At 64.4% G+C, this 18,958-nt stretch carries 14 protein-coding genes; 7 read left to right on the top strand and 7 right to left on the bottom strand.

Translation table 11 applies throughout. From position 1 onward, the window contains the following. Positions 1–25 precede the first annotated feature (25 nt). A complete protein-coding gene (gene dbpA / locus PI87_RS24725; RefSeq protein ID WP_039600366.1) occupies positions 26–1,423 on the bottom strand; it encodes an ATP-dependent RNA helicase DbpA in 1,398 nt (465 codons plus the stop codon). A gap of 14 nt (positions 1,424–1,437) precedes the next feature. Further along, on the bottom strand, positions 1,438–1,623 hold the full coding sequence (locus PI87_RS24720; RefSeq protein WP_039600365.1) for a hypothetical protein: 186 nt from the start codon (positions 1,621–1,623) through the stop codon (positions 1,438–1,440). Positions 1,624–1,770: 147 nt separating this feature from the next. On the opposite strand from PI87_RS24720, the gene imuA reads away from it, so the two are divergent. From imuA to PI87_RS24695, 5 genes are all read left to right on the top strand, one after another. Beyond that, a complete protein-coding gene (gene imuA / locus PI87_RS24715) occupies positions 1,771–2,703 on the top strand; it encodes a translesion DNA synthesis-associated protein ImuA (protein ID WP_039600364.1) in 933 nt (310 codons plus the stop codon). Continuing rightward, positions 2,636–4,210 carry a Y-family DNA polymerase gene (locus PI87_RS24710; RefSeq protein ID WP_039600363.1) on the top strand — a complete coding sequence of 525 codons (1,575 nt, stop codon included), beginning with the start codon at positions 2,636–2,638 and terminating at the stop codon, positions 4,208–4,210. Before imuA ends, PI87_RS24710 begins: the two co-directional genes overlap by 68 nt. Positions 4,211–4,216: 6 nt before the next feature. Next, positions 4,217–7,444 (top strand): error-prone DNA polymerase, encoded by a 3,228-nt coding sequence (locus PI87_RS24705; RefSeq protein WP_039600362.1) that lies wholly within the window; start codon positions 4,217–4,219, stop codon positions 7,442–7,444. 550 nt (positions 7,445–7,994) lie between these two features. Further along, a complete protein-coding gene (locus PI87_RS24700; protein WP_039600361.1) occupies positions 7,995–8,465 on the top strand; it encodes a helix-turn-helix domain-containing protein in 471 nt (156 codons plus the stop codon). 162 nt (positions 8,466–8,627) lie between these two features. Further along, positions 8,628–9,812 (top strand): anion transporter, encoded by a 1,185-nt coding sequence (locus tag PI87_RS24695; RefSeq protein ID WP_039600360.1) that lies wholly within the window; start codon positions 8,628–8,630, stop codon positions 9,810–9,812. 4 nt (positions 9,813–9,816) lie between these two features. Here PI87_RS24695 and PI87_RS24690 read toward each other — a convergent pair whose 3' ends face one another. Next, positions 9,817–10,650, bottom strand: coding sequence for an aldo/keto reductase (locus tag PI87_RS24690; protein WP_039600359.1), 834 nt, complete (start codon positions 10,648–10,650; stop codon positions 9,817–9,819). Positions 10,651–10,795: 145 nt separating this feature from the next. Here PI87_RS24690 and PI87_RS24685 point away from each other — a divergent pair, with 145 nt between their 5' ends. Continuing rightward, positions 10,796–11,701 (top strand): LysR family transcriptional regulator, encoded by a 906-nt coding sequence (locus PI87_RS24685; protein WP_039600358.1) that lies wholly within the window; start codon positions 10,796–10,798, stop codon positions 11,699–11,701. Between the two features lie 54 nt (positions 11,702–11,755). On the opposite strand, the gene fusA is transcribed toward PI87_RS24685, so the two are convergent. Together fusA and PI87_RS24675 are read right to left on the bottom strand one after the other, a co-directional pair. Then, on the bottom strand, positions 11,756–13,858 hold the full coding sequence (fusA, locus tag PI87_RS24680) for an elongation factor G (protein WP_039600357.1): 2,103 nt from the start codon (positions 13,856–13,858) through the stop codon (positions 11,756–11,758). 131 nt (positions 13,859–13,989) lie between these two features. Further along, positions 13,990–14,709 carry a Crp/Fnr family transcriptional regulator gene (locus PI87_RS24675; RefSeq protein WP_039600356.1) on the bottom strand — a complete coding sequence of 240 codons (720 nt, stop codon included), beginning with the start codon at positions 14,707–14,709 and terminating at the stop codon, positions 13,990–13,992. Positions 14,710–14,859: 150 nt separating this feature from the next. Here PI87_RS24675 and PI87_RS24670 point away from each other — a divergent pair, with 150 nt between their 5' ends. Then, positions 14,860–15,396 (top strand): Mpo1 family 2-hydroxy fatty acid dioxygenase, encoded by a 537-nt coding sequence (locus tag PI87_RS24670; RefSeq protein ID WP_039600482.1) that lies wholly within the window; start codon positions 14,860–14,862, stop codon positions 15,394–15,396. A gap of 15 nt (positions 15,397–15,411) precedes the next feature. On the opposite strand, the gene PI87_RS24665 is transcribed toward PI87_RS24670, so the two are convergent. Next, positions 15,412–16,239 carry a crotonase/enoyl-CoA hydratase family protein gene (locus PI87_RS24665; RefSeq protein WP_039600355.1) on the bottom strand — a complete coding sequence of 276 codons (828 nt, stop codon included), beginning with the start codon at positions 16,237–16,239 and terminating at the stop codon, positions 15,412–15,414. 334 nt (positions 16,240–16,573) lie between these two features. Then, on the bottom strand, positions 16,574–18,706 hold the full coding sequence (locus PI87_RS24660; RefSeq protein WP_052321750.1) for a TonB-dependent siderophore receptor: 2,133 nt from the start codon (positions 18,704–18,706) through the stop codon (positions 16,574–16,576). Positions 18,707–18,958: the final 252 nt, after the last annotated feature.

Genomic DNA, 18,958 nt, shown 5'->3' with positions numbered 1-18,958 from the left:
CGCTACCTCGAGGACGGCGCCAGCCTCACTCGTCCATCAACCGAACCCTGACCTTCTTGCCCTTCACCGTGCCGCCGTTGAGCTTGCGCAGCGCATCGCGTGCGATGCCGCGCTCGACGGCAACGTAGGTCGAGAACTCGGTCACGTTGATCTTGCCGATCTGGTCGCCGCGAAAACCCGCGTCGCCCGTCAGCGCGCCGAGCACATCGCCGGGGCGGATCTTGTCCTTGCGTCCGCCGAGAATCTGCAGCGTTTCCATCGGCGGCAGCAGCGGCCCGTCGTTGCTGGTATCGAGTTCGTCGAGCTGATGCCATTCGACTTCGCGCCCAAGCACCGCCTCGATATTGCCGACACGCCCCATCTCGTCCATGCTCGCAAGGCTCAGCGCCCAGCCGTTCTCATCAGCGCGGCCCGTGCGGCCGATCCGATGCACGTGCACTTCGGGGTCAGGCGTCACGTCGACGTTGATCACCGCTTCAAGTTGCGCGATGTCGAGCCCGCGCGCAGCGACGTCGGTCGCGACGAGCACCGAGCAGCTCCGGTTGGCGAACTGGATCAACACCTGATCGCGCTCGCGCTGTTCAAGTTCGCCATGCAGTGCGAGTGCATGGATGCCCTCTGCACGCAGCACGTCGAGCAGGTCGCGGCATTGCTGCTTCGTGTTGCAGAACGCGAGCGTGCTGACCGGCCGATAGTGCTTGAGCAGCAGCCCGACCGCATGCAGCCGCTTGTTGTCGGTCACCTCGTAGAAGCGCTGGCGGATCTTGCTGTCGTCGTGGCGCTCTTCGAGTTTCACTTCCTTCGGATTGCGCAGGATCTGCCGGCTCAGCTTCGCAATCCCGTCCGGATAGGTTGCCGAGAACAGCAGCGTCTGACGCTCAGGCGGGCACTGGCGTACGACCGTCGCAATATCGTCGAAGAAGCCCATGTCGAGCATCCGATCCGCTTCGTCGAGCACGAGCGTCTTCAGCGCGCCGAGCGCGAGATTGCCGCGCTCCAGATGGTCCATGATGCGCCCCGGCGTGCCGACGATGACATGCGCGCCATGCTCGAGGCTCGCCGTCTGTGGACGCATCGGCGTGCCGCCGCAGAGCGTCAGCACCTTCACGTTTTCTTCGGCGCGCGCGAGGCGGCGGATTTCCTGCGTGACTTGGTCGGCGAGTTCACGCGTTGGGCAGAGCACCATCGCCTGCACGTCGAAGCTGCGCGCATCGAGCCGCGCGAGCAGCGCGAGCGAGAACGCCGCGGTCTTGCCGCTGCCGGTCTTCGCCTGCGCGATCAGGTCGTGGCCCGCAAGCGCGATCGGCAGGCTCGCGGCCTGGATCGGCGTCATGTCGGTGTAGCCGAGCTGCGTGAGATTCGCGAGCACAGCGGGGGCGAGCGCGAGGGTGCTGAAGGGCGTGGCGGTCGGTTCGATGGTCATGTCGTTGCGTTGGGTTACTTGAGCGGCCGGTCTTCGCGTTGCTTGTAGACGACTGTGCCGTCGCGGGCTTCGCGGCGCTCGACATAGTTGCGTGCGCCGCACAGCGCGCAGCGGAACAGCGGCCCTTGGCCTTCGTCCTTGATGACGACGTCGGACGGTTCCCACCGCGTGCGGCAGCTCTGGTTTTTGCAAGTGAACACGGTTTTCTCCGGGTGGATTCGGTTGCGCACGGTTGGTGGCGGGAAAGGATGGGGCGGCGACAAGGACGTTTAGAAACAGGCTAGCGTAAGGCAGAAGTTGTGATACTGTATATCCATACAGTATTCGCGGCTTGCCTTGCGCCTCCCATGTTTGCGTCGTCCCCGTCTCTTTTTCCCGCTGAAGGTGTAGCGGAACGCCCCGTCGCCACTGGGCCGGCGGTGTGCGGGCCGCACCTGCCTGCGCAAAGAGCCCGGATAGTACCAGCGCCCGAGACGCTGCACCCGGCGCTGTGGCGTGCCGGCAGCCTGGCACGGGCCAGCGGGCGCGTCCTTGCCACGGGTTATGACGCACTGAATGCCGAGTTGCCTGGTGGCGGCTGGCCGCTGGGCGGGTTGACCGAACTGCTGTGTCCCCAGCCCGGTATCGGCGAATGTCGTTTGCTGCGTCCGGCACTGTCCACGCTGTGCACGGGGGCAGGGCGCATCGCTCTGGTCGGCCCTCCTTATCTACCCAACGCGGTGCGGTTGGTCGGTTGGGATTTCTCTCCTGAGCAGATCGTCTGGGTGCGCGCCGATAAGCCGGCTGACCTGCTGTGGGCAGCCGAGCAGATCGTACGCAGCCAGGCATTCGGCGGCGTACTGATCTGGTTGAACCAGGCTCGCCCCGGCGCGTTGCGCCGGTTGCAGGTGCTGGCGCAAGCGGGCGAGAGCGCTATCTGGGTGTTCCGGCCGACGCAGGCGCTGCGCGAGTCGTCGCCGGCGGTGCTGCGTCTTGGGCTGGTGCCGGCGGGTGGGGACGCGTTGTCCATCCTCTTTCACAAGCGGCGCGGGCCGTTGCGTGACACGCCGTTGCTGCTGCCGTTGGCGGATCCGTTGCAGGCAGGGCGTGCCTCCGTGCGTTCGCTGCCCACGCAACCCGCCGAGCCGTTCACCATGGACCCGGCCACTGCGGCATTGCTGGCCGCGCTGTCGTCTTCTTCTGCGTTTGATACTTTGTCGGACGCTTCTGATCATGCCGTTCTGGATCGCGGTGCATCTGCCCCGTCTGCCGCTCGACGCGCTTCGACCCCAGTGGTCTGACCCCGCCGCGCTGCCCCTGCCGGTGGTGGTGCTGGAGCAGGAGCGGGTGGTGTCGGCCAACCGCCTGGCGGCGCGCGAAGGCGTGCACGCGGGCTTGCGCCGGGCGGGGGCACAGGCGTTGGTACCGCACGCCGTGCAGCTTGAGCGTGATCCGGCGGCCGAGGCGCGGCTGATGCAGTCGCTGGCGCTGGCGTTGCTGGCATTCACGCCGCACGTCACGTTGGATGTGGCTGATGAGGCAACCGTGCTGCTGGAGGTGGAGGCGAGCCTGCGCCTGTTCGGCGGGCATCGTGCGCTGTGCCGGGCGGTGAAGTATTGCGCGTACCGGTTGGGCGCCGTGCCTGTGCTCGGCGCAGGGCCGACGGCGCGTGGTGCCGCATGGCTGGCAAGTACGCGACCGGTGCGCGGGCGCCGCTCGGCAGCACGAGACAGTGTGCAAGGTGGTGTACGACGGGCCGTGCGGCTGGAACGCATGTCGACGCTGCTGGATGCCTTGTCGATCGACGCCGTCGTTCGTCTTACACGTCCGGATTGGCTTGAGGGCCTTGGCTGCCGCCGGCTGGCCGATTTGCGCGGGCTGCCACGTGCGGGCCTGCGACGCCGCTGCGGGCCGTTGCTGGTCGATACGCTCGACGCGGCCTATGGCGATGGGCACGAGAGCTTCACATGGTTTGCTGCGCCGCTGCGCTTTGATGTGCCGCTGGAACTGCCCGGCCGTATCGACAGCGCCGAAGGTGTATTGGCCGCGTCCGAGCAATTGCTGTTGCAATTGGTTGGCTGGCTATCGGCACATCAACTGGGGGCGAAGACCTATCGGCTCACGCTTGAGCACGAGCGCCGACGCGGCCGGAGCAGTGAGGATGCCGCATCCTCCACGCCGGTGGAGATCGCCCTGGCGCAGCCGGTCCGCACGCTGGCGCACCTGTCACGCGTGTTGCACGAGCGCATGCACCGGCTCACGCTGATTGCCCCAGTGGTTGAGCTACGCCTGACGGTGACAGACGCCACACCGCTGGCACCGCCCACCGAATCATTGTTTCCCGAGCCTGGCGGCCGTGCGGAAGATGCCGCTCGCCTGATCGACACGCTCATCGCCCGATTGGGTGCGGGCAACGTGCGCCACCCGCAACCGTGCGCAGACCATCGTCCCGAACGTGCCAACCATTGGGTGGAGGTAAACGCCGCCACCACCGCGCACAGCCGTGCCGCCGCACGTCAGGCGCTGGCGCAATGGCATGCGCAGCAGCCAGAGCGGCCGCTGTGGCTGCTGGAGAAGCCCATCCCACTGCTGACGCGCCAACACTATCCGTACTATCGCGGGCCGTTGCGGTTGGTGTCCTTGCCCGAGCGCATCGAATCCGGCTGGTGGGACGACGCCCTCATCAAGCGCGACTACTTCATCGCAGAAGGCGAGGAAGCCGTGCGCTACTGGGTCTACCGCGAGCGTGTTTCCGCATCGGCCAGCGAGGAAGACGCCCGCTGGTATCTGCACGGCCTGTTTGGCTGAAGCGCGATGGCTGCAACCACGCCCCTGCCTCTGCTGCCCGACTATGCCGAGCTGCATTGCATCAGCAACTTCACGTTCCTGACCGGCGCATCACACCCGAGCGAGCTGGTGGAGCGTGCCAAGCTGTACGGTTATCAGGCGCTGGCGCTCACCGACGAGTGCTCCGTGGCCGGCACCGCACGAGCCCTCGTGGCTTCCAAGGAGCACGACCTGAAGCTCATCATCGGCAGCCGTTTCACGGTGCGCGATGCAGAGGGCGAGCCGTGGCTGCGGCTGGTGCTGCTCGCGCAGGACATCGAGGGCTACGGCAACCTGAGCGAGATCATCACGCACGCGCGGCTGGCTGCACCCAAAGGTGAATACCGATTGCAGGCCGACGACCTGGCCGCACCCAAGGGCGAGCTTGCTCATCTGCGCGGCGTGCCGCATTGCTTGGCAATCCTGCTGCCCGATTACGACCCCGACCCGCAGCAACTGCTGACACAAGCACTGTGGTGCCAGCACGTGTTCGGCGATCAACTGTCGATTGCATTGGAGTTGCCGCTGCGCCACGCCGATGATCGTCATCGGGGCACAGTCGCAGCGGTGTCGGAACAGATCGATGTGCCCATGGTCGCCACCGGCGGCGTGCAGATGCACTCGCGCCAACGCAAACCTCTGCATGACGTGCTGACCGCCATTCGCCTGTCCAAGTCGATTGCCGAATGTGGGTTGGAGCTGGCCCCCAGCGCCGAGCAGGCCATGCGCACACGCATGCAGCTCGCGTTTCTCTACCAGAGCGAGCGCGGTCTCCGTGCCTTGCAGCGCAGTGTGGAGTTGGCCAGCCTGTGCGAGTTCTCGCTCGACGACATCAAATATGAATACCCAAGCGAGGTTGTGCCGGAGGGCATGACGCCTGCTGAGTACCTGCGTGCAGAAACCATGGCTGGTGCCGCGCGGCGCTATGGCAAGTCCGTGCCGGACAAGGTGCTGAAGCAGATCGGCATGGAGCTCGACCTGATTGCCGAGCTGGGTTACGAACCGTTCTTTCTGACTGTCTACGACGTGGTGAAATTCGCCCGTAGCAAAGACATCCTCTGCCAGGGGCGAGGCTCGGCGGCCAATTCGGCAGTGTGCTACTGCCTGGGGATCACCGAGGTGAACCCGGACAGCGGCAACACGCTGTTTGCGCGCTTTCTTTCTCGTGCTCGCAACGAGCCCCCCGATATCGATGTCGACTTCGAGCACCAGCGCCGCGAAGAGGTCATTCAGTACATCTACAACAAGTACGGCGAGACCCGCACCGCACTGGCTGCCGCGCTCATCACCTACCGCACGCGCAGCGCCTTGCGCGATGTGGGCCGCGCGCTTGGCATCGATCTGGGCATCATCGAGCAGGTGGCCAAGGGGCAGGCGTGGTGGGACAGCCGTAAGGAGTTTGCCGAGCGTGCCGGCCAGCAGGGGTTGGACCCGGAGTCGCCGCTGGTGCTGCGCTGGGCCGAACTGGTGAGTGAACTGCGCGGTTTTCCGCGCCATCTGTCGCAGCATGTGGGCGGGTTCGTGATTGCGCAGGGCAAGCTCTCGCGCCTGGTGCCGATTGAGAACGCGGCCATGGAAAACCGCCGCGTCATCCAGTGGGACAAGGACGATCTCGAATCGCTGCGGTTGTTGAAAGTCGACGTGCTGGCGCTGGGCATGCTGACCGCTATCCGCCGCACGCTCGACATGGTGGATGCGCTGCCCGGCCGCCGGGCGCATTACAAGACGACCAACAAGCTCGTCATGCAGGACCTGGACGATGACGATACAGCCACCTACAACATGATCTGCCGCGCCGAGACCATCGGCGTCTTTCAGATTGAATCGCGTGCGCAACAGTCGATGTTGCCGCGCTTGCGTCCGCGCAAGTATTACGACTTGGTGATCCAGGTGGCCATCGTGCGTCCGGGGCCGATCCAGGGAGGAATGGTCCACCCGTATCTGCAGCGTCGCGAAGCGGAGCGCAATGGCGATACCAATTGCGTGACGTATCCCGGCAAGGAGGTCGAAGGCGTATTGAAGCGCACGCTGGGTGTGCCGATCTTCCAAGAGCAGGTCATGCAGATCGCCATGGATGCGGGCGATTTCACCGCGGATGAGGCTGACCGTTTGCGCCGCGACATGGCGGCCTGGAAGCGCAAGGGCAACCTCACGCAACATCAGGAGCGCCTGGTGCAGGTGATGGTGGACGAGAAGGGCTACGACCGAGCCTTTGTCGAGGCGTTGTGCAAGCAGATGGAGGGCTTTGCCGAATACGGCTTCCCCGAGAGCCACGCAGCAGGTTTCGCCAAGCTGGCCTATATCAGCAGCTACCTGAAGTGCCACGAGCCGGCGGCGTTCTTTGCCGCGCTGCTCAACAGCCAGCCGATGGGGTTCTATTCGCCGTCGCAACTGGTACAGGAAGCGCGGCGCAGCCATGTGCGTGTGCTGCCGACGGACGTGACGGCCAGCGTATGGGGCAGCACGCTGCACCCCCGTGCGGACGGCGATGGAGCAGGGCAACCCGACATCCGCCTCGGATTGAACCGCATTCGCGGCATGCGCCAGCCGGCCGCCGAACGCATCGAAGCTGCCCGCGCGCAGGCCCCGTTTACCAGCGTGGACGACCTGGCGCACCGCGCGGAGCTGGACCGCCACGACCTGAACGTGCTTGCCGCCGCCAACGCGCTCAAGCCGCTGGCGGGCCATCGACGCCAAGCGCTGTGGCAAACGCTCGCCCTGCAGGAGCCCGGGCACGACCACGCGCTGTTGCGCCAGGCCCGTCCGGTGGAGGCGTCGCTCGTGCTGCCCGCTCCGCCCATCGGCGAGGAGGTGGTGGCCGATTACAGCAGTCTGGGCCTGTCATTACAGCGTCATCCGGTCAGCCTGCTGCGGCCCCGGCTTGACGACATGCGCTTTGTGACCGCCGCCGCTCTGGCGGGCTATCGCAACGGACAGCTCGCGCGGGCCTGCGGCATCGTCACGGTGCGGCAGCGCCCGGGTACGGCCAAGGGGACGATCTTCGTCTCCATTGAGGACGAAACCGGCACCATCAACGTCGTACTCTGGCCGCGCCTGATCGAGCGTCAGCGCCGTGAGGTGCTGAACGCCCAGTTGCTGGGCGTCTACGGCAAATGGCAATGCGAACGCGAAACGCGGCATCTGGTCGCCCAGCATCTTGTGGATCTGACGCCACTTCTCGGACGTTTGGCTACCACCAGCCGAGATTTCCACTGAACCGGCACCCGCTGGTTTTCCCGCCCCACGCCAACTGACCGCCGAGTCACCTTCCGGCACGGCAATTGCGTGACGAAAGACACGCGCCGCCTTCTGCCCGTGACGTTGGGGTCTCAGGTTCCTCTCTCTCATCCAGGCCCCCTCCAATTGGTGGATAGGGCAAGCGCGGATCGACGAAACGTGGTGTGGGTGCAAGGATTTGCGCATGAGACGTCACAAACGTGACACATCAAGCGAAGAAAACAGCATCTGCGAGGGAACCGACCCCTTACCGGGCTTGTCACGGTAAACACAGATGACGGGATGCGCTTTCATCACGCGTCAATGTTGGGTGCAGTCGAAATTACGTCTACTCTGTAGAAAACACATCGCGGAGGCCGCCACCCAAAACGTGTGCAACGGTACGCAACACAACGATGACACCGACCGCACACATGTGTACGACCGCGAATCAAGGTGCAGCGCACCAGACATTCGCATTGTTTTCAGCCCATCGTGCGGGTCCCCCCGGCCCGGCGGTGTTTCCCATCTCAGGTGCAGGAGCGAACAGATGGAACAGCCCTTCAAGCAGTTGCACAGTCTGCGCAAGTCGCGCAAGCTCAAACAGGAAGACGTCGCCAAGATGGCCGGCATCTCCCGCGAAGCGTATTTGCGCGCGGAATCCGGTCGCGCTGACCCACGCCTGTCGACGCTGATGGCCGTGGCCGGCGCGCTGGGGTTGGAAGTCGTGCTGGCCCCGCGCGACGCGATTGCCGAGATCGAACGCGTGATCGCCAGCCATCCGACCCAGCCGCTGCAGGGCGGCACGTCGAGCACCGAAGCCAGCCAGTCCGGCTCCATGGGTGGTTCGACCGGTGGTCACGGCCTGGCAGGCCAGTATCGCGGTCCGGAGCGTACGCCGCAGTCCACATACCATCCGGGCGGCGCCAGCGGTACGAGCGATCGTCCGAGTGCTGGCGGTACGGGCTCGTCGGGCAGCACTGACCGCCCGGGCTCGGGTTCCGGCTCGCGCGAATCGTAAACGAGGTCGGCAAACCTTGATCGGGTGCGCATGCGCGTGCCCGGTCAGCGGTTGCGCGCTTGAGTTGAGCGACTGAAGCGCCCGCACTTACAATCGGCCGGGCAAACCGCGCCCGGCTGGTTTGTGCGCTTCCGCGCCAACGTTTCCTCCAAGTTTTCCTCTATGCACGGCGATTCGCCTCGCACGCGCATGGCATCAGCCATGCCGGCATCCCATCCGGCCTCCGCCGCGCAGCATCACCCGCCGTTCTGGCACCACCTCAAGCAAGACGTTTTCTTCTGGCTGCTGCTGCTCGTCTGCGGTGCGTTCTCGATCGTGTCGCCGCAGCGCATTGCCGACTATCCATCGTTGGTCGACTGGCACACGATTGCAGCGTTGGCGGGCCTGCTGATCCTGACCAAGGCGGTCGAGTCCAGCGGCATGCTGCAATTGCTGGGCGTGCGTCTGGTCGATGCGGTCAGCAGTGAACGCGTGCTCGCGCTTAGCCTGGTGGGCGCCTCGGCGGCACTGTCGACGCTGCTGACCAACGATGTCGCCCTGTTCGTGATCGTGCCGCTGACGGTTGGTTTGCGGCAGTTGGCGAAGCTGCCGGTGACGCGGCTGGTGATTTTTGAGGCGCTGGCCGTCAATGCGGGCTCAGCACTCACGCCGATCGGCAATCCGCAGAACCTGTTCCTGTGGCACCAGTCGGGGCTGTCGTTTGGCGCGTTTGTCTGGCAGATGGCGCCAATGGTCGCATTGCTGATGGTGTTGCTGCTGGTGGCCACATGGCTGGCATTTCCGTCGCACGAAATCCATCTGCACGCGGAAACCGGCGATGTGGAACTGCACAAGCGCCTGCTGCTGCCCGCACTGGCGCTGTACATGCCGTTTTTGGTGCTGACCGACCTGGGGTACCCGTTGGCAGCACTGGCCGGACTGGTGGTGCTGTATCTCATCGGCGCACGCTATGTGCTGGCGCGCGTGGACTGGGGTTTGCTGCTGGTGTTCGTGCTGATGTTCATCGACCTACGCTTGGTGGCGCAGCTCGGCGCCGTGCGGCAGGCGCTGGATGCATTGGCGTTGACCAACCCAATACACCTGTATTGGGCTGGCATTGGCGTCTCCCAAGTCATCAGCAACGTGCCGGCGGCGATTCTGCTGGCCGAGTACTCACACGATTGGCCGGTCATCGCCTTTGCGGTGAGCGTGGGCGGGTTCGGCACGCTCGTCGGTTCGCTGGCCAGCCTGATCGCGCTACGTATGGCCGGTGACCGGCGCGCCTGGCTGGCGTTTCACGCGTACTCGGTCCCGTTTCTGGCGGTTGCGGCCGGGACTGTGTACGCGTGGCTGACTTGGTTGCGCTAAAACGTCAGGCGGGCACCGCATCCCAATCCGGCGCGAAGGCCGGCTGCACGTAGCGCAACCCCTTGGGCAGGGTGGCAATGGCGGCGCGGTCTGCCTCGTCCAGGCGCAGGTTCAGCGCGTCGAGGTTTGCCTGCTGGCTTTCGCGCCGCTGGGCCTTGGGAATGGCGATCACGTTAGGCTGATCCATCAACCACGCAATGGCGACCTGCGCTGCAGATACGCCATGTTTGCGACCAATGGCCTGCAACGTGGCGTCCTCCGCCACACGCCCTTGTGCCAGCGGGGCGTAGGCGGTGAGCGGAATCCCCTTGTTGCCCAGGTAGCCCAGCAGCCCCGATTGATCCAGAAACGGGTGGTATTCCACCTGCACGCAGGCGAGCGGCGCGCCGATCGTGTCGATGGCGGTCTTGAGCATCGGCAGATTGAAATTGCACACACCGATGGCGCGCACACGGCCGCTTTCACGCAGCGCCGTCATGGCCTCCATCGTTGCCGCCATGTCCATGCCCGGTGCCGGCCAGTGGACGAGGTACAGATCGACGTAATCCAGCTTCAACTTGGCGAGACTTTGCGCAAACGCCTGCGGCACGGCGTGCGGCGCGAGCTGGTCATGCCAGACCTTGGTGGTGACGAAGATCTCGTCGCGGGGCAGGCCTGAGGCTCCGATGGCCGCGCCCACGGCGGCTTCGTTGGCGTACATCGCCGCGGTATCGATGTGCCGGTAGCCGAGCGCCAGCGCGCTTTCGACCACGGGTTGGCAATCTTCGTTGGGCACGCGGAATGTGCCGAGCCCCAGCCGGGGGATGGAAATACCTTGCGTCTTCAATGCTTGCTGCATGTGCGGCTCCTTGGGTTGCCTGCTGAATGGACCAACGGGTGAACAGGCCGCCATGGTGCCGATCGCTCAGCTTTGAATAAAGTGCGTAACATGCAAATAATTCGTGAAAAAACTCCCGTAATAACTGCGGGCAGAAGGGGATTGCATGACGTTCGATGGGCAATTGTTCTCCGGCATCACGCTGCTGGCAGCCGTGGCGGAAAGCGGCAGCTTCGTGCGCGCGGCCGATGCATTGGGGTTGTCGCCGTCAGGGGTGAGCCGTGCGATCAGCCGGTTGGAGGCGCGCATCGGCGTGCGCCTGATCGAGCGGACCACGCGTTCGCTCACCCTCACCGATGAGGGGCGCCGCCTTTACGAACAGGTGGGCCCGCACTTGACGGGTATCACCGAGGCCGCCGCGATGGCCTCGGGCGCGGCGGGTGCCGTGCTGGGGCGATTGCGGGTGAACGTCGATCCGTTTTTCTCGCGCATGGCGCTGGCGACGCCGGTAGCGGGGTTTCTGGAGCGCCATCCCGATCTGTCGCTGGAACTCATCATGCGCGACGACGTGGGCGATCTGGTGGCCGATGGTTTTGATCTGGCCATTCGCTTCGGGCCGCCGCCGGTGGGCTCGTTCGTGGCGCGCAAGCTGATCGAGACGCGCATCATCACCGTGGCGTCGCCGGACTACATCGCCAAGCATGGGCAACCAGCACACCCGCGCGATGTACCGTCACACGAGCGCATCCTGTTCTACAACCCGGTGACGGGGCGCCCCTACGAGTGGGAGTTCTGGCGCCCGGACGAGCGCATCGAAATCCGGCCTGCTGGGCGATTGATGGTGTCGGACGTACGCACGATGCACGCGGCGTGTGTGGCGGGGGCGGGCATTGCCCAGGTGATGGCGCTGGGTACGGAAGAGCTGCGGCGCAGTGGCCAACTTGTCGACCTGTTTCCCGATTGGCCGGACGAGCGTTTTGCGCTGTACGCGCTGTACCCGTCGCGGCGCCACCTGCCAGCCAAGGTGCACGCGTTCATCGATTTCTGCGTCGAGAACTTGCCCGCGGGGTAGCCCGCAAAGCGCTGCGGCCGCACTAGGCGGCCGCAGCGGATAAAACAAACAGCGTCAGGTCTTCTTGGCCGATATCACCGCTTCGGACACATTGCGCGGCGCTTCAGCGTAGTGCTTGAACTCCATCGTGTACGTCGCACGGCCCTGTGTGGCGGAACGCAGCGCGGTCGAGTACCCAAACATTTCGGCCAGCGGCACCTCGGCCTTGACGATCTTGCCGCCGCCACCCGCAATGTCTTCCGTGCCTTGCACCATGCCGCGTCGGGAGGACAGGTCGCCCATCACGTTGCCCATGTAGTCTTCGGGCGTTTCCACCTCCACGGCCATCATCGGTTCGAGCAGGATGGGGCCGGCCTTGCGCATGGCGTCCTTGAAGGCCATCGAGCCAGCCATGCGGAACGCGTTTTCGTTCGAATCCACGTCGTGGTACGAGCCGAAGGTCAGGCGCACCTTCACGTCCACCACCGGATAGCCGGCCAGCACGCCTGTGTTGAGCGTGTCGCGGATGCCCTTGTCCACCGCAGGGATGAACTCGCGCGGGATCACGCCGCCCTTGATCTCGTCGACGAACTCGTAGCCCTTGCCCTCGTTCGGCTCCAGCGTGATGACCGCATGGCCGTACTGGCCGCGCCCGCCCGACTGCTTGACGAACTTGCCTTCGACATCTTCGGCGGCCTTCTTGATGGTTTCGCGGTACGCCACCTGCGGTTTGCCGACCGTGGCTTCCACGCCAAACTCGCGCTTCATGCGGTCGACCAGGATTTCCAGGTGCAGCTCGCCCATGCCCGAGATGATGGTCTGGCCGGATTCCTCGTCCGTCTTCACGCGGAACGACGGGTCTTCCTGCGCCAGGCGGTTCAGGGCAATGCCCATCTTTTCCTGGTCGGCCTTGGTCTTGGGCTCCACGGCCTGGCTGATCACGGGCTCGGGGAATTCCATGCGTTCGAGCACGATGACGTTTTCAGGGTCGCACAGCGTCTCGCCGGTCGTCACGTCTTTGAGGCCCACGGCGGCGGCGATGTCGCCAGCCAGCACTTCCTTGATTTCCTCACGCTGGTTGGCGTGCATCTGCAGGATGCGGCCCAGGCGCTCCTTCTTTTGCTTGACCGAGTTGTAGACCGTGTCGCCCGAATTGATCTTGCCCGAGTAGACGCGGAAGAACGCGAGCTGGCCGACAAACGGGTCGGTCATGATCTTGAAGGCGAGCGCGGAGAACGGCTCGCTGTCGCTCGGGTGGCGTTCGAGCGGCTCGTCCTTCTCGCCATGGCCCTCAATGGCGGGAATATCCACCGGCGAGGGCAGGTAGTCGACCACCGCGTCCAGCATCGCCTGCACGCCCTTGTTCTTGAACGCGGAGCCGCACAGCATCGGCTGGATTTCGCCGGCGATGGTGCGTTTGCGCAGGGCGCGCTTGATCTCTTCCTCGGTCAACTCTTCGCCGCCGAGGTATTTGTTGAGCAGATCTTCATCCGCTTCGGCGGCGGCTTCGACCATCTTTTCGCGCCATTCCTGCGCGGTAGCCAGCAGCGCCGGGTCGATGTCGACGTATGTGAACTTCACGCCCTGTGAGGCATCGTCCCACAGGATCTCTTTCATCTTGACGAGGTCGACCACGCCGCGGAAACCGTCTTCCGCGCCAACGGGAATCTGGATCGGTACGGGGTTGCCTTTCAGGCGCTCGCGCATCTGGCGCTCAACGCGGAAGAAATCCGCACCGATGCGGTCCATCTTGTTGACGAACGCAATGCGCGGCACCTTGTATTTGTTGGCTTGGCGCCAGACGGTTTCCGACTGCGGCTGCACGCCGCCCACGGAGTCGTAGACCATGCACGCACCATCGAGCACGCGCATGGAGCGTTCCACCTCGATGGTGAAGTCGACGTGCCCAGGGGTGTCGATGATGTTGATGCGGTGTTCCGGGTAATTACCCGCCATGCCTTTCCACATGCAATGCGTGGCGGCGGACGTGATGGTGATGCCGCGCTCCTGCTCCTGCTCCATCCAGTCCATCGTGGCCGCGCCGTCATGCACCTCGCCAATCTTGTGATTGACCCCGGTGTAGAACAGGATGCGCTCGGTCGTGGTGGTTTTGCCGGCGTCGATGTGCGCCGAGATGCCGATGTTGCGGTAGCGCTCGATGGGGGTCTGGCGGGGCATGATGTTTCTCTTCCCTAGTAGAGGACACTCGCAACGCCGACTCCACACCATGCGGAGGGGCGAATGTGCGAGTGGGAACACATTATAGGATTGGTCCTGATCCGGCGTATGTAAGGCCATCGGATAGGATTTCACCCCCTGGCGAGTTCGCGCAGGCCAGAAAAGTCCAACAATTCGATCTCTCCGTAGGCCACCTTGAGGATGCCGCGTGCCTGAAAGTCCTTCAGGACTTGGTTGACCGTCTGGCGGGATAGCGCCAGAAGTTGCGCAAGCTGCTCCTGCGGCACGCGCAGCACGCGGCGCGTGCCCAGGCGCAGGTCGCCGTAGCCGTCGGCCATCAGTAGCAGGCGGCGGGCCACGCGCACGGAGGCGGGCAGCAGGGCGGTCTCTTCCAGCACCGTAAAGGTCAGCCGCAGCTTGTGTGTCAGCAGCAGCGCGAAGGCATGCAGCAGTGCCGGGGTGCTGTCCAGCAGGGCGACCAGCGCGGTCTGGGGCATGTGCAGCAATGTCGTGTTGCTGTCGGCACGGGCATCGTGGGTGCGTGGCTGGTGGTCGAACACACCGATCTCGCCAAACCAATTGACGGGTTCCAGCACCGCCAGCAGGGCTTCGCGCCCCTCCGCGCTGGTGGCACCGATGCAGATCGTGCCTTCCACCACGCAATACAGCCCGTCCGGCGGTTCACCGCGCCGGAACAGCACGTCGCCCGGCCCAAGACGGTGCACGGCAGCAATGCCAATCAACGCGTCCTGCAGGGCGGTTTCGAGTGAGCCGAACCAGCTGCTGGCGTGCAGGCGTTCGCGGTATGACGCAGCATCTGCGGGCGTGTGGGGGAGGGCGGAGCGGTCCATGGGGCCGGCATTGGAAGAGGGCTTCAGAACGGCGAATTTGTCGGCTATGTGACAGAGCGTCGTTCCATCCGCTGACTAAGATGAAATGATCATAACGAGGGGGCAATTGCAGCGTCCATGCTGCAAACGCACAAAAAACCGGAGACCACGATGCGCAGCCTGTCAGACCACCTTTCGAACTACGCGGCCTACCACCAGGACGGCCGCAATATCGCCACGCATTTTGTCGGCATCCCGGCCATCGTGCTGGCGGTGGCGATTCTTTTGTCGCGGCCCGTGTTTGCGGAGTTGGCCGGTGGTGTGGCCGTGACGCCCGCGTTGCTCCTGCTGGCAGCGGTGACGGTGTTCTACCTGCGCCTGGATGTGGTGTTTGGTGTGGTGATGTTCGCGCTGGTCGGCGCGTGCGTTTGGGTGGGCGGCCACGTGGCGGCGCACTCGATGGCGGCGTGGCTATCAGTCGGTATCGGCCTGTTCGTGATCGGCTGGATCGTGCAGTTTGTCGGCCACTACTACGAAGGGCGCAAGCCGGCCTTCGTTGACGATCTGGCGGGCCTGGTGATCGGCCCGCTGTTTCTGGTGGCGGAGACCGCGTTTGCGATGGGTTTGCGCGCACCGCTGCGTGACGAGGTGGTCAGCCGCGCGCGCGCCATGCGTGCGTCGCTCGGCGGCAAGCCTGTCGCCGCCTGAGCGCGTCGCTCCCGTTTAATTGCCTGAGTACTTCGCGGCCGGCTGAAATGCCGGTGCGCGATTTTCCATGCCGGCGAGCACGGCTTCACGCTGATTGGGCGCACCGATCAGGCGGTCCTGCTCGATGGATTCGGCCAGCAGGATGGCAGCGGTATCGCCATCCTCCACAACGCGCATCAGGCGCTTGGCCGCACGAATTGCGTCCGGGCTCCTTTGCGCGATCTCGTGTGCCGCAGCCAGTGCCGCTGCGCGCGGGTCATCAACCACGTGGGTTGCCAGACCCAGGGCGCAGGCCTCCTCACCGTTGACGACGCGCCCGCTGTAGATCAACTCGCGCAACCGGTCAGGGCGGACGAGGCCACGCGCGAGTGCCATGCCGCCCATGTCGGGCACCAGCCCCCACTTGATTTCCATGACTGACAGGCGCGTGTCGGCGCTCACGTAGCGCGTGTCCGCGCCCAGCGCAATCTGCAGCCCACCGCCGTATGCGACCCCGTGCACGGCCGCCAGCACCGGCACAGGCAACTCGCGCCAGACCATGCACGCGTACTGCGGCAGATTGGCCGATCCATGCGTGCGCCGCGCTAGCCGGCCGGCGCTGATGTCCGAGCCGCTATCGTTCTTGCCAAGGCTTGCCATGCTGCCCATGTCCAGCCCGGCGCAGAAGGCGCGGCCCTCACCGGACAGCACTACGGCACGCAAGTCCGCCTCATTCATCAGGCGTTCACCGGTTGCGACCAGGGCCTCGAACATGGCCGGGTCGATGGCGTTCATCTTCTCCGGCCGGTTGAGCCGGACTTCGGCCACGCCGGCCTCGATGCTGAGTAGGATGCGTTCTGTCATGGTGGAGATATCGGATGTTGGGTCTGCCGCATCTTATCGTCCCTGCCGCAGGGGACGAAAGGCGGCCACGGGCTGCCTGCGAAGCCCGCATTGACACAACACCGGAATGAGTACCGACCAGAAGTGGAGATTTCCGGCGTCGTTGAATCGTCCGTCGAGGCATCCTTCCGTGCGTGACGGGCGAGTTCGGCAGGTGTCGTCCACTTGGCCGTTTGCCCAGCGCCGCCAGGGCCAGCTGTGCCGCTTGATCGGTAAGTTGCCGTGTCGGCAGCCTTCGCGGTAAACCAGGGACATCACCGCACCTGTGTCGACTCCGAAAATCAGAGGTGTATCGTCACCAATTGTATTTGGCGCTGGCTAGCACGGTGCGCTCGTTGCCGAATACGCAGACCGCGTACGACTGGCAACCGCTGATGTAGCGACGGTCGAACAGGTTCATCACGTTCAGTGAAAAACGCCAATCGCGCGTGCCATAGTGCAGTGCCGCGTCGTACAGCGTGTAGCTCGGGACCGTCAGCGAGTTGTCTGGCGCACCCGCCGACGCGCTCTGGTAGCGGATCCCGCCGCCAATGCCGAATCCCGCGAGGGCCCCGGTATGCCATGTCCAGTCAGCCCACAGCGACGCCATCTGGCGCGGCCGTGGAATGTCGACCGGCCAGTGGTTCAGCGACGCGTCGTTCGCCTTCACGTTCTTCACATCCTGATAGATGTACGACGCAATCACCGATAACTCGTGCGTCACGTTCCCGACCGCGTTCAACTCGATGCCGCGCGAACGCACCTCGCCAGTCTGCACGGAGGATAGGCCGGTGGGGTCGAGATTTCTCGGCGCCGGTGTCACGACGTTCGTCTGGTTGATCTGGTAGACGGCCGCGCTCAACATCAGGTTCTTGCCAAGCGGCTGCCAACGCAAACCTGCCTCGGTTTGCGTGCCGCGCGTTGGCTGCGGCAATCCTCCACCAAACATCCTCACACCGATGACCGGGTTGAACGATGTCGAATAGCCAACGTACGGCGAAAGCCCGTAGTTGCCGCGATACGTGAGGCCGACGCGGCCCGAGAACGCGCTGACGTCCTGGTTAGTCTGCGTGCCGGCCCCGCGGTCGTCCTGGCGCAGATTGACCCAATCCTCGCGGCCACCGAGCGTCAAGACCCAGCGGTTCCATTTGATCTGGTCTTGTGCGTAGGTACTGACCGTGCTCATCGCCGTGTGCAGATTGGGGTGGCCCAGAAGCGTCGGGCCCGAGAAGATCGCGGTCGTGACTGGCGTGTAGACCGGATTGTAGATATTCAGGCGCGGCGCCAGCGCAAGCCACTCGCTGTCGGTCGTCGTCTGCCGGCTGTACTGGAAGCCGAGCAGCACCGTGTGTTCGAGCGGCCCTGTGCCGAAACGCGCCTGTGCGGTGTTGTCGATATCGAGGCGGCTGTAGTTGAACTGGAACAGCCCTGCGTAACGCGTGATGTTGGTCGTACTGCCGTTGGCAAGGCCGGCGCCGAAGACCGATGCGTCATCAAGCGACAAGTGCATCCAGCGTACGTTCTGGCGCAATGTCCACGTCGAATTGAGGTTGTGCGAGAACTGATAGCCGAGCGACCACTGCTTCTTTCGGTAGTCATTGAATGTCGGGTCGCCCGTGTAGACGTCATGCGTGAGCTGCCCATTGGGGTTCGGCAGCACGGTGCCCTGCGCGGGGAGGAAGTTGTGTGAAAAATCACTCCGATCCTGCAGGTAGGTCGCAGTGAGTGTCAGCGAGGTGTCGGCATCCGGCCGCCAGCGCAGTGAAGGCGCAAGCGCGACGCGCTGCTCGTCATGCGGCCCGGTCAGTGCGTTACCGTCGCTTGCAACGCCGACGAAGCGATAGGCAACCCTGCCGTCGTCGTCGAGCTTGTCGCCGATATCGAGCATCGTTTCCTTCCGCGCGTAGTTGCCGATCTGCACACCTGCCTCACGCACGCGCTGGCCGTCGGCCTGCTTCATCTGCACATCGACGATCGCGCCCGGATCGCCGGCCCCATACAGCACCGACGTCGGCCCACGTAGCACAGTGATGCTGTCGATCGTATACGGGGCAACGCGCCAATCCGCGATGACCGTCGTATTCGGCGCTGGCAACCCGTCGACAAACAGAGCCGGCTTAAAGCCTCGCAGCGTCGCGTACAGGTCCGAGCGGTTGTCGGAACCATACGATGCGAACCCTGGCAGGTAGCGCAGTGTCTGGTTGAGGTCGGTCGAGCCGGTCATCGCCATCTGTTGCTCAGTGACGACGTTGACCGTTTGAGGAATCTCCGTGATCGGCGTATCGGTCTTCGTTCCCGTTGCGGTGCGTTGACCAACGAGCCCGACTGACGGCACCTTCGCCGTACCTTTCGTCACGGTCTCCGGCAGTGCGGCGACCGGGCCTTGCGTATCGTTCGCTTGCTGTGCCGCCTGCGCGTATGCATGGCCAGCGGCCGTTGCGCAAAGCATCACTCCAGCAAGGATTGCCCGTCGACCTTGATCTGTTGCCTGCCAGATCTTTCGTTGCGCTACGCTGCACGGCTGCGGTGGCGTGCATCGACGGTCCGAATACCCCGCATTTCGCTGACTGGAGCTTGGTTGCAAGTTCATGCGTTTCAACGCGGGCTTCATTTTTATTGGATGCGTTCAGGACGAGTGCGGGCGTGGCCTTGTGGAGGCGCGTCGCCGCGGACAGGCGCTGGTGTGACGCCTATTGGGGCG

Source organism: Ralstonia sp. A12, assembly GCF_000801955.1.
Taxonomy (GTDB): Bacteria; Pseudomonadota; Gammaproteobacteria; order Burkholderiales; family Burkholderiaceae; genus Ralstonia.
This window is presented reverse-complemented; position numbering and strand designations above follow the sequence as displayed.

Coding starts and splice junctions, on each gene's coding strand:
- PI87_RS24665 (WP_039600355.1), bottom strand. CDS start 16,239: ATGACAGAACGCATCCTACTCAGCATCGAGGCCGGCGTGGCCGAAGTC.
- fusA (WP_039600357.1), bottom strand. CDS start 13,858: ATGCCCCGCCAGACCCCCATCGAGCGCTACCGCAACATCGGCATCTCG.
- PI87_RS24700 (WP_039600361.1), top strand. CDS start 7,995: ATGGAACAGCCCTTCAAGCAGTTGCACAGTCTGCGCAAGTCGCGCAAG.
- PI87_RS24660 (WP_052321750.1), bottom strand. CDS start 18,706: ATGCTTTGCGCAACGGCCGCTGGCCATGCATACGCGCAGGCGGCACAG.
- PI87_RS24710 (WP_039600363.1), top strand. CDS start 2,636: ATGCCGTTCTGGATCGCGGTGCATCTGCCCCGTCTGCCGCTCGACGCG.
- imuA (WP_039600364.1), top strand. CDS start 1,771: ATGTTTGCGTCGTCCCCGTCTCTTTTTCCCGCTGAAGGTGTAGCGGAA.
- PI87_RS24685 (WP_039600358.1), top strand. CDS start 10,796: ATGACGTTCGATGGGCAATTGTTCTCCGGCATCACGCTGCTGGCAGCC.
- dbpA (WP_039600366.1), bottom strand. CDS start 1,423: ATGACCATCGAACCGACCGCCACGCCCTTCAGCACCCTCGCGCTCGCC.
- PI87_RS24690 (WP_039600359.1), bottom strand. CDS start 10,650: ATGCAGCAAGCATTGAAGACGCAAGGTATTTCCATCCCCCGGCTGGGG.
- PI87_RS24695 (WP_039600360.1), top strand. CDS start 8,628: ATGCACGGCGATTCGCCTCGCACGCGCATGGCATCAGCCATGCCGGCA.
- PI87_RS24705 (WP_039600362.1), top strand. CDS start 4,217: ATGGCTGCAACCACGCCCCTGCCTCTGCTGCCCGACTATGCCGAGCTG.
- PI87_RS24675 (WP_039600356.1), bottom strand. CDS start 14,709: ATGGACCGCTCCGCCCTCCCCCACACGCCCGCAGATGCTGCGTCATAC.
- PI87_RS24670 (WP_039600482.1), top strand. CDS start 14,860: ATGCGCAGCCTGTCAGACCACCTTTCGAACTACGCGGCCTACCACCAG.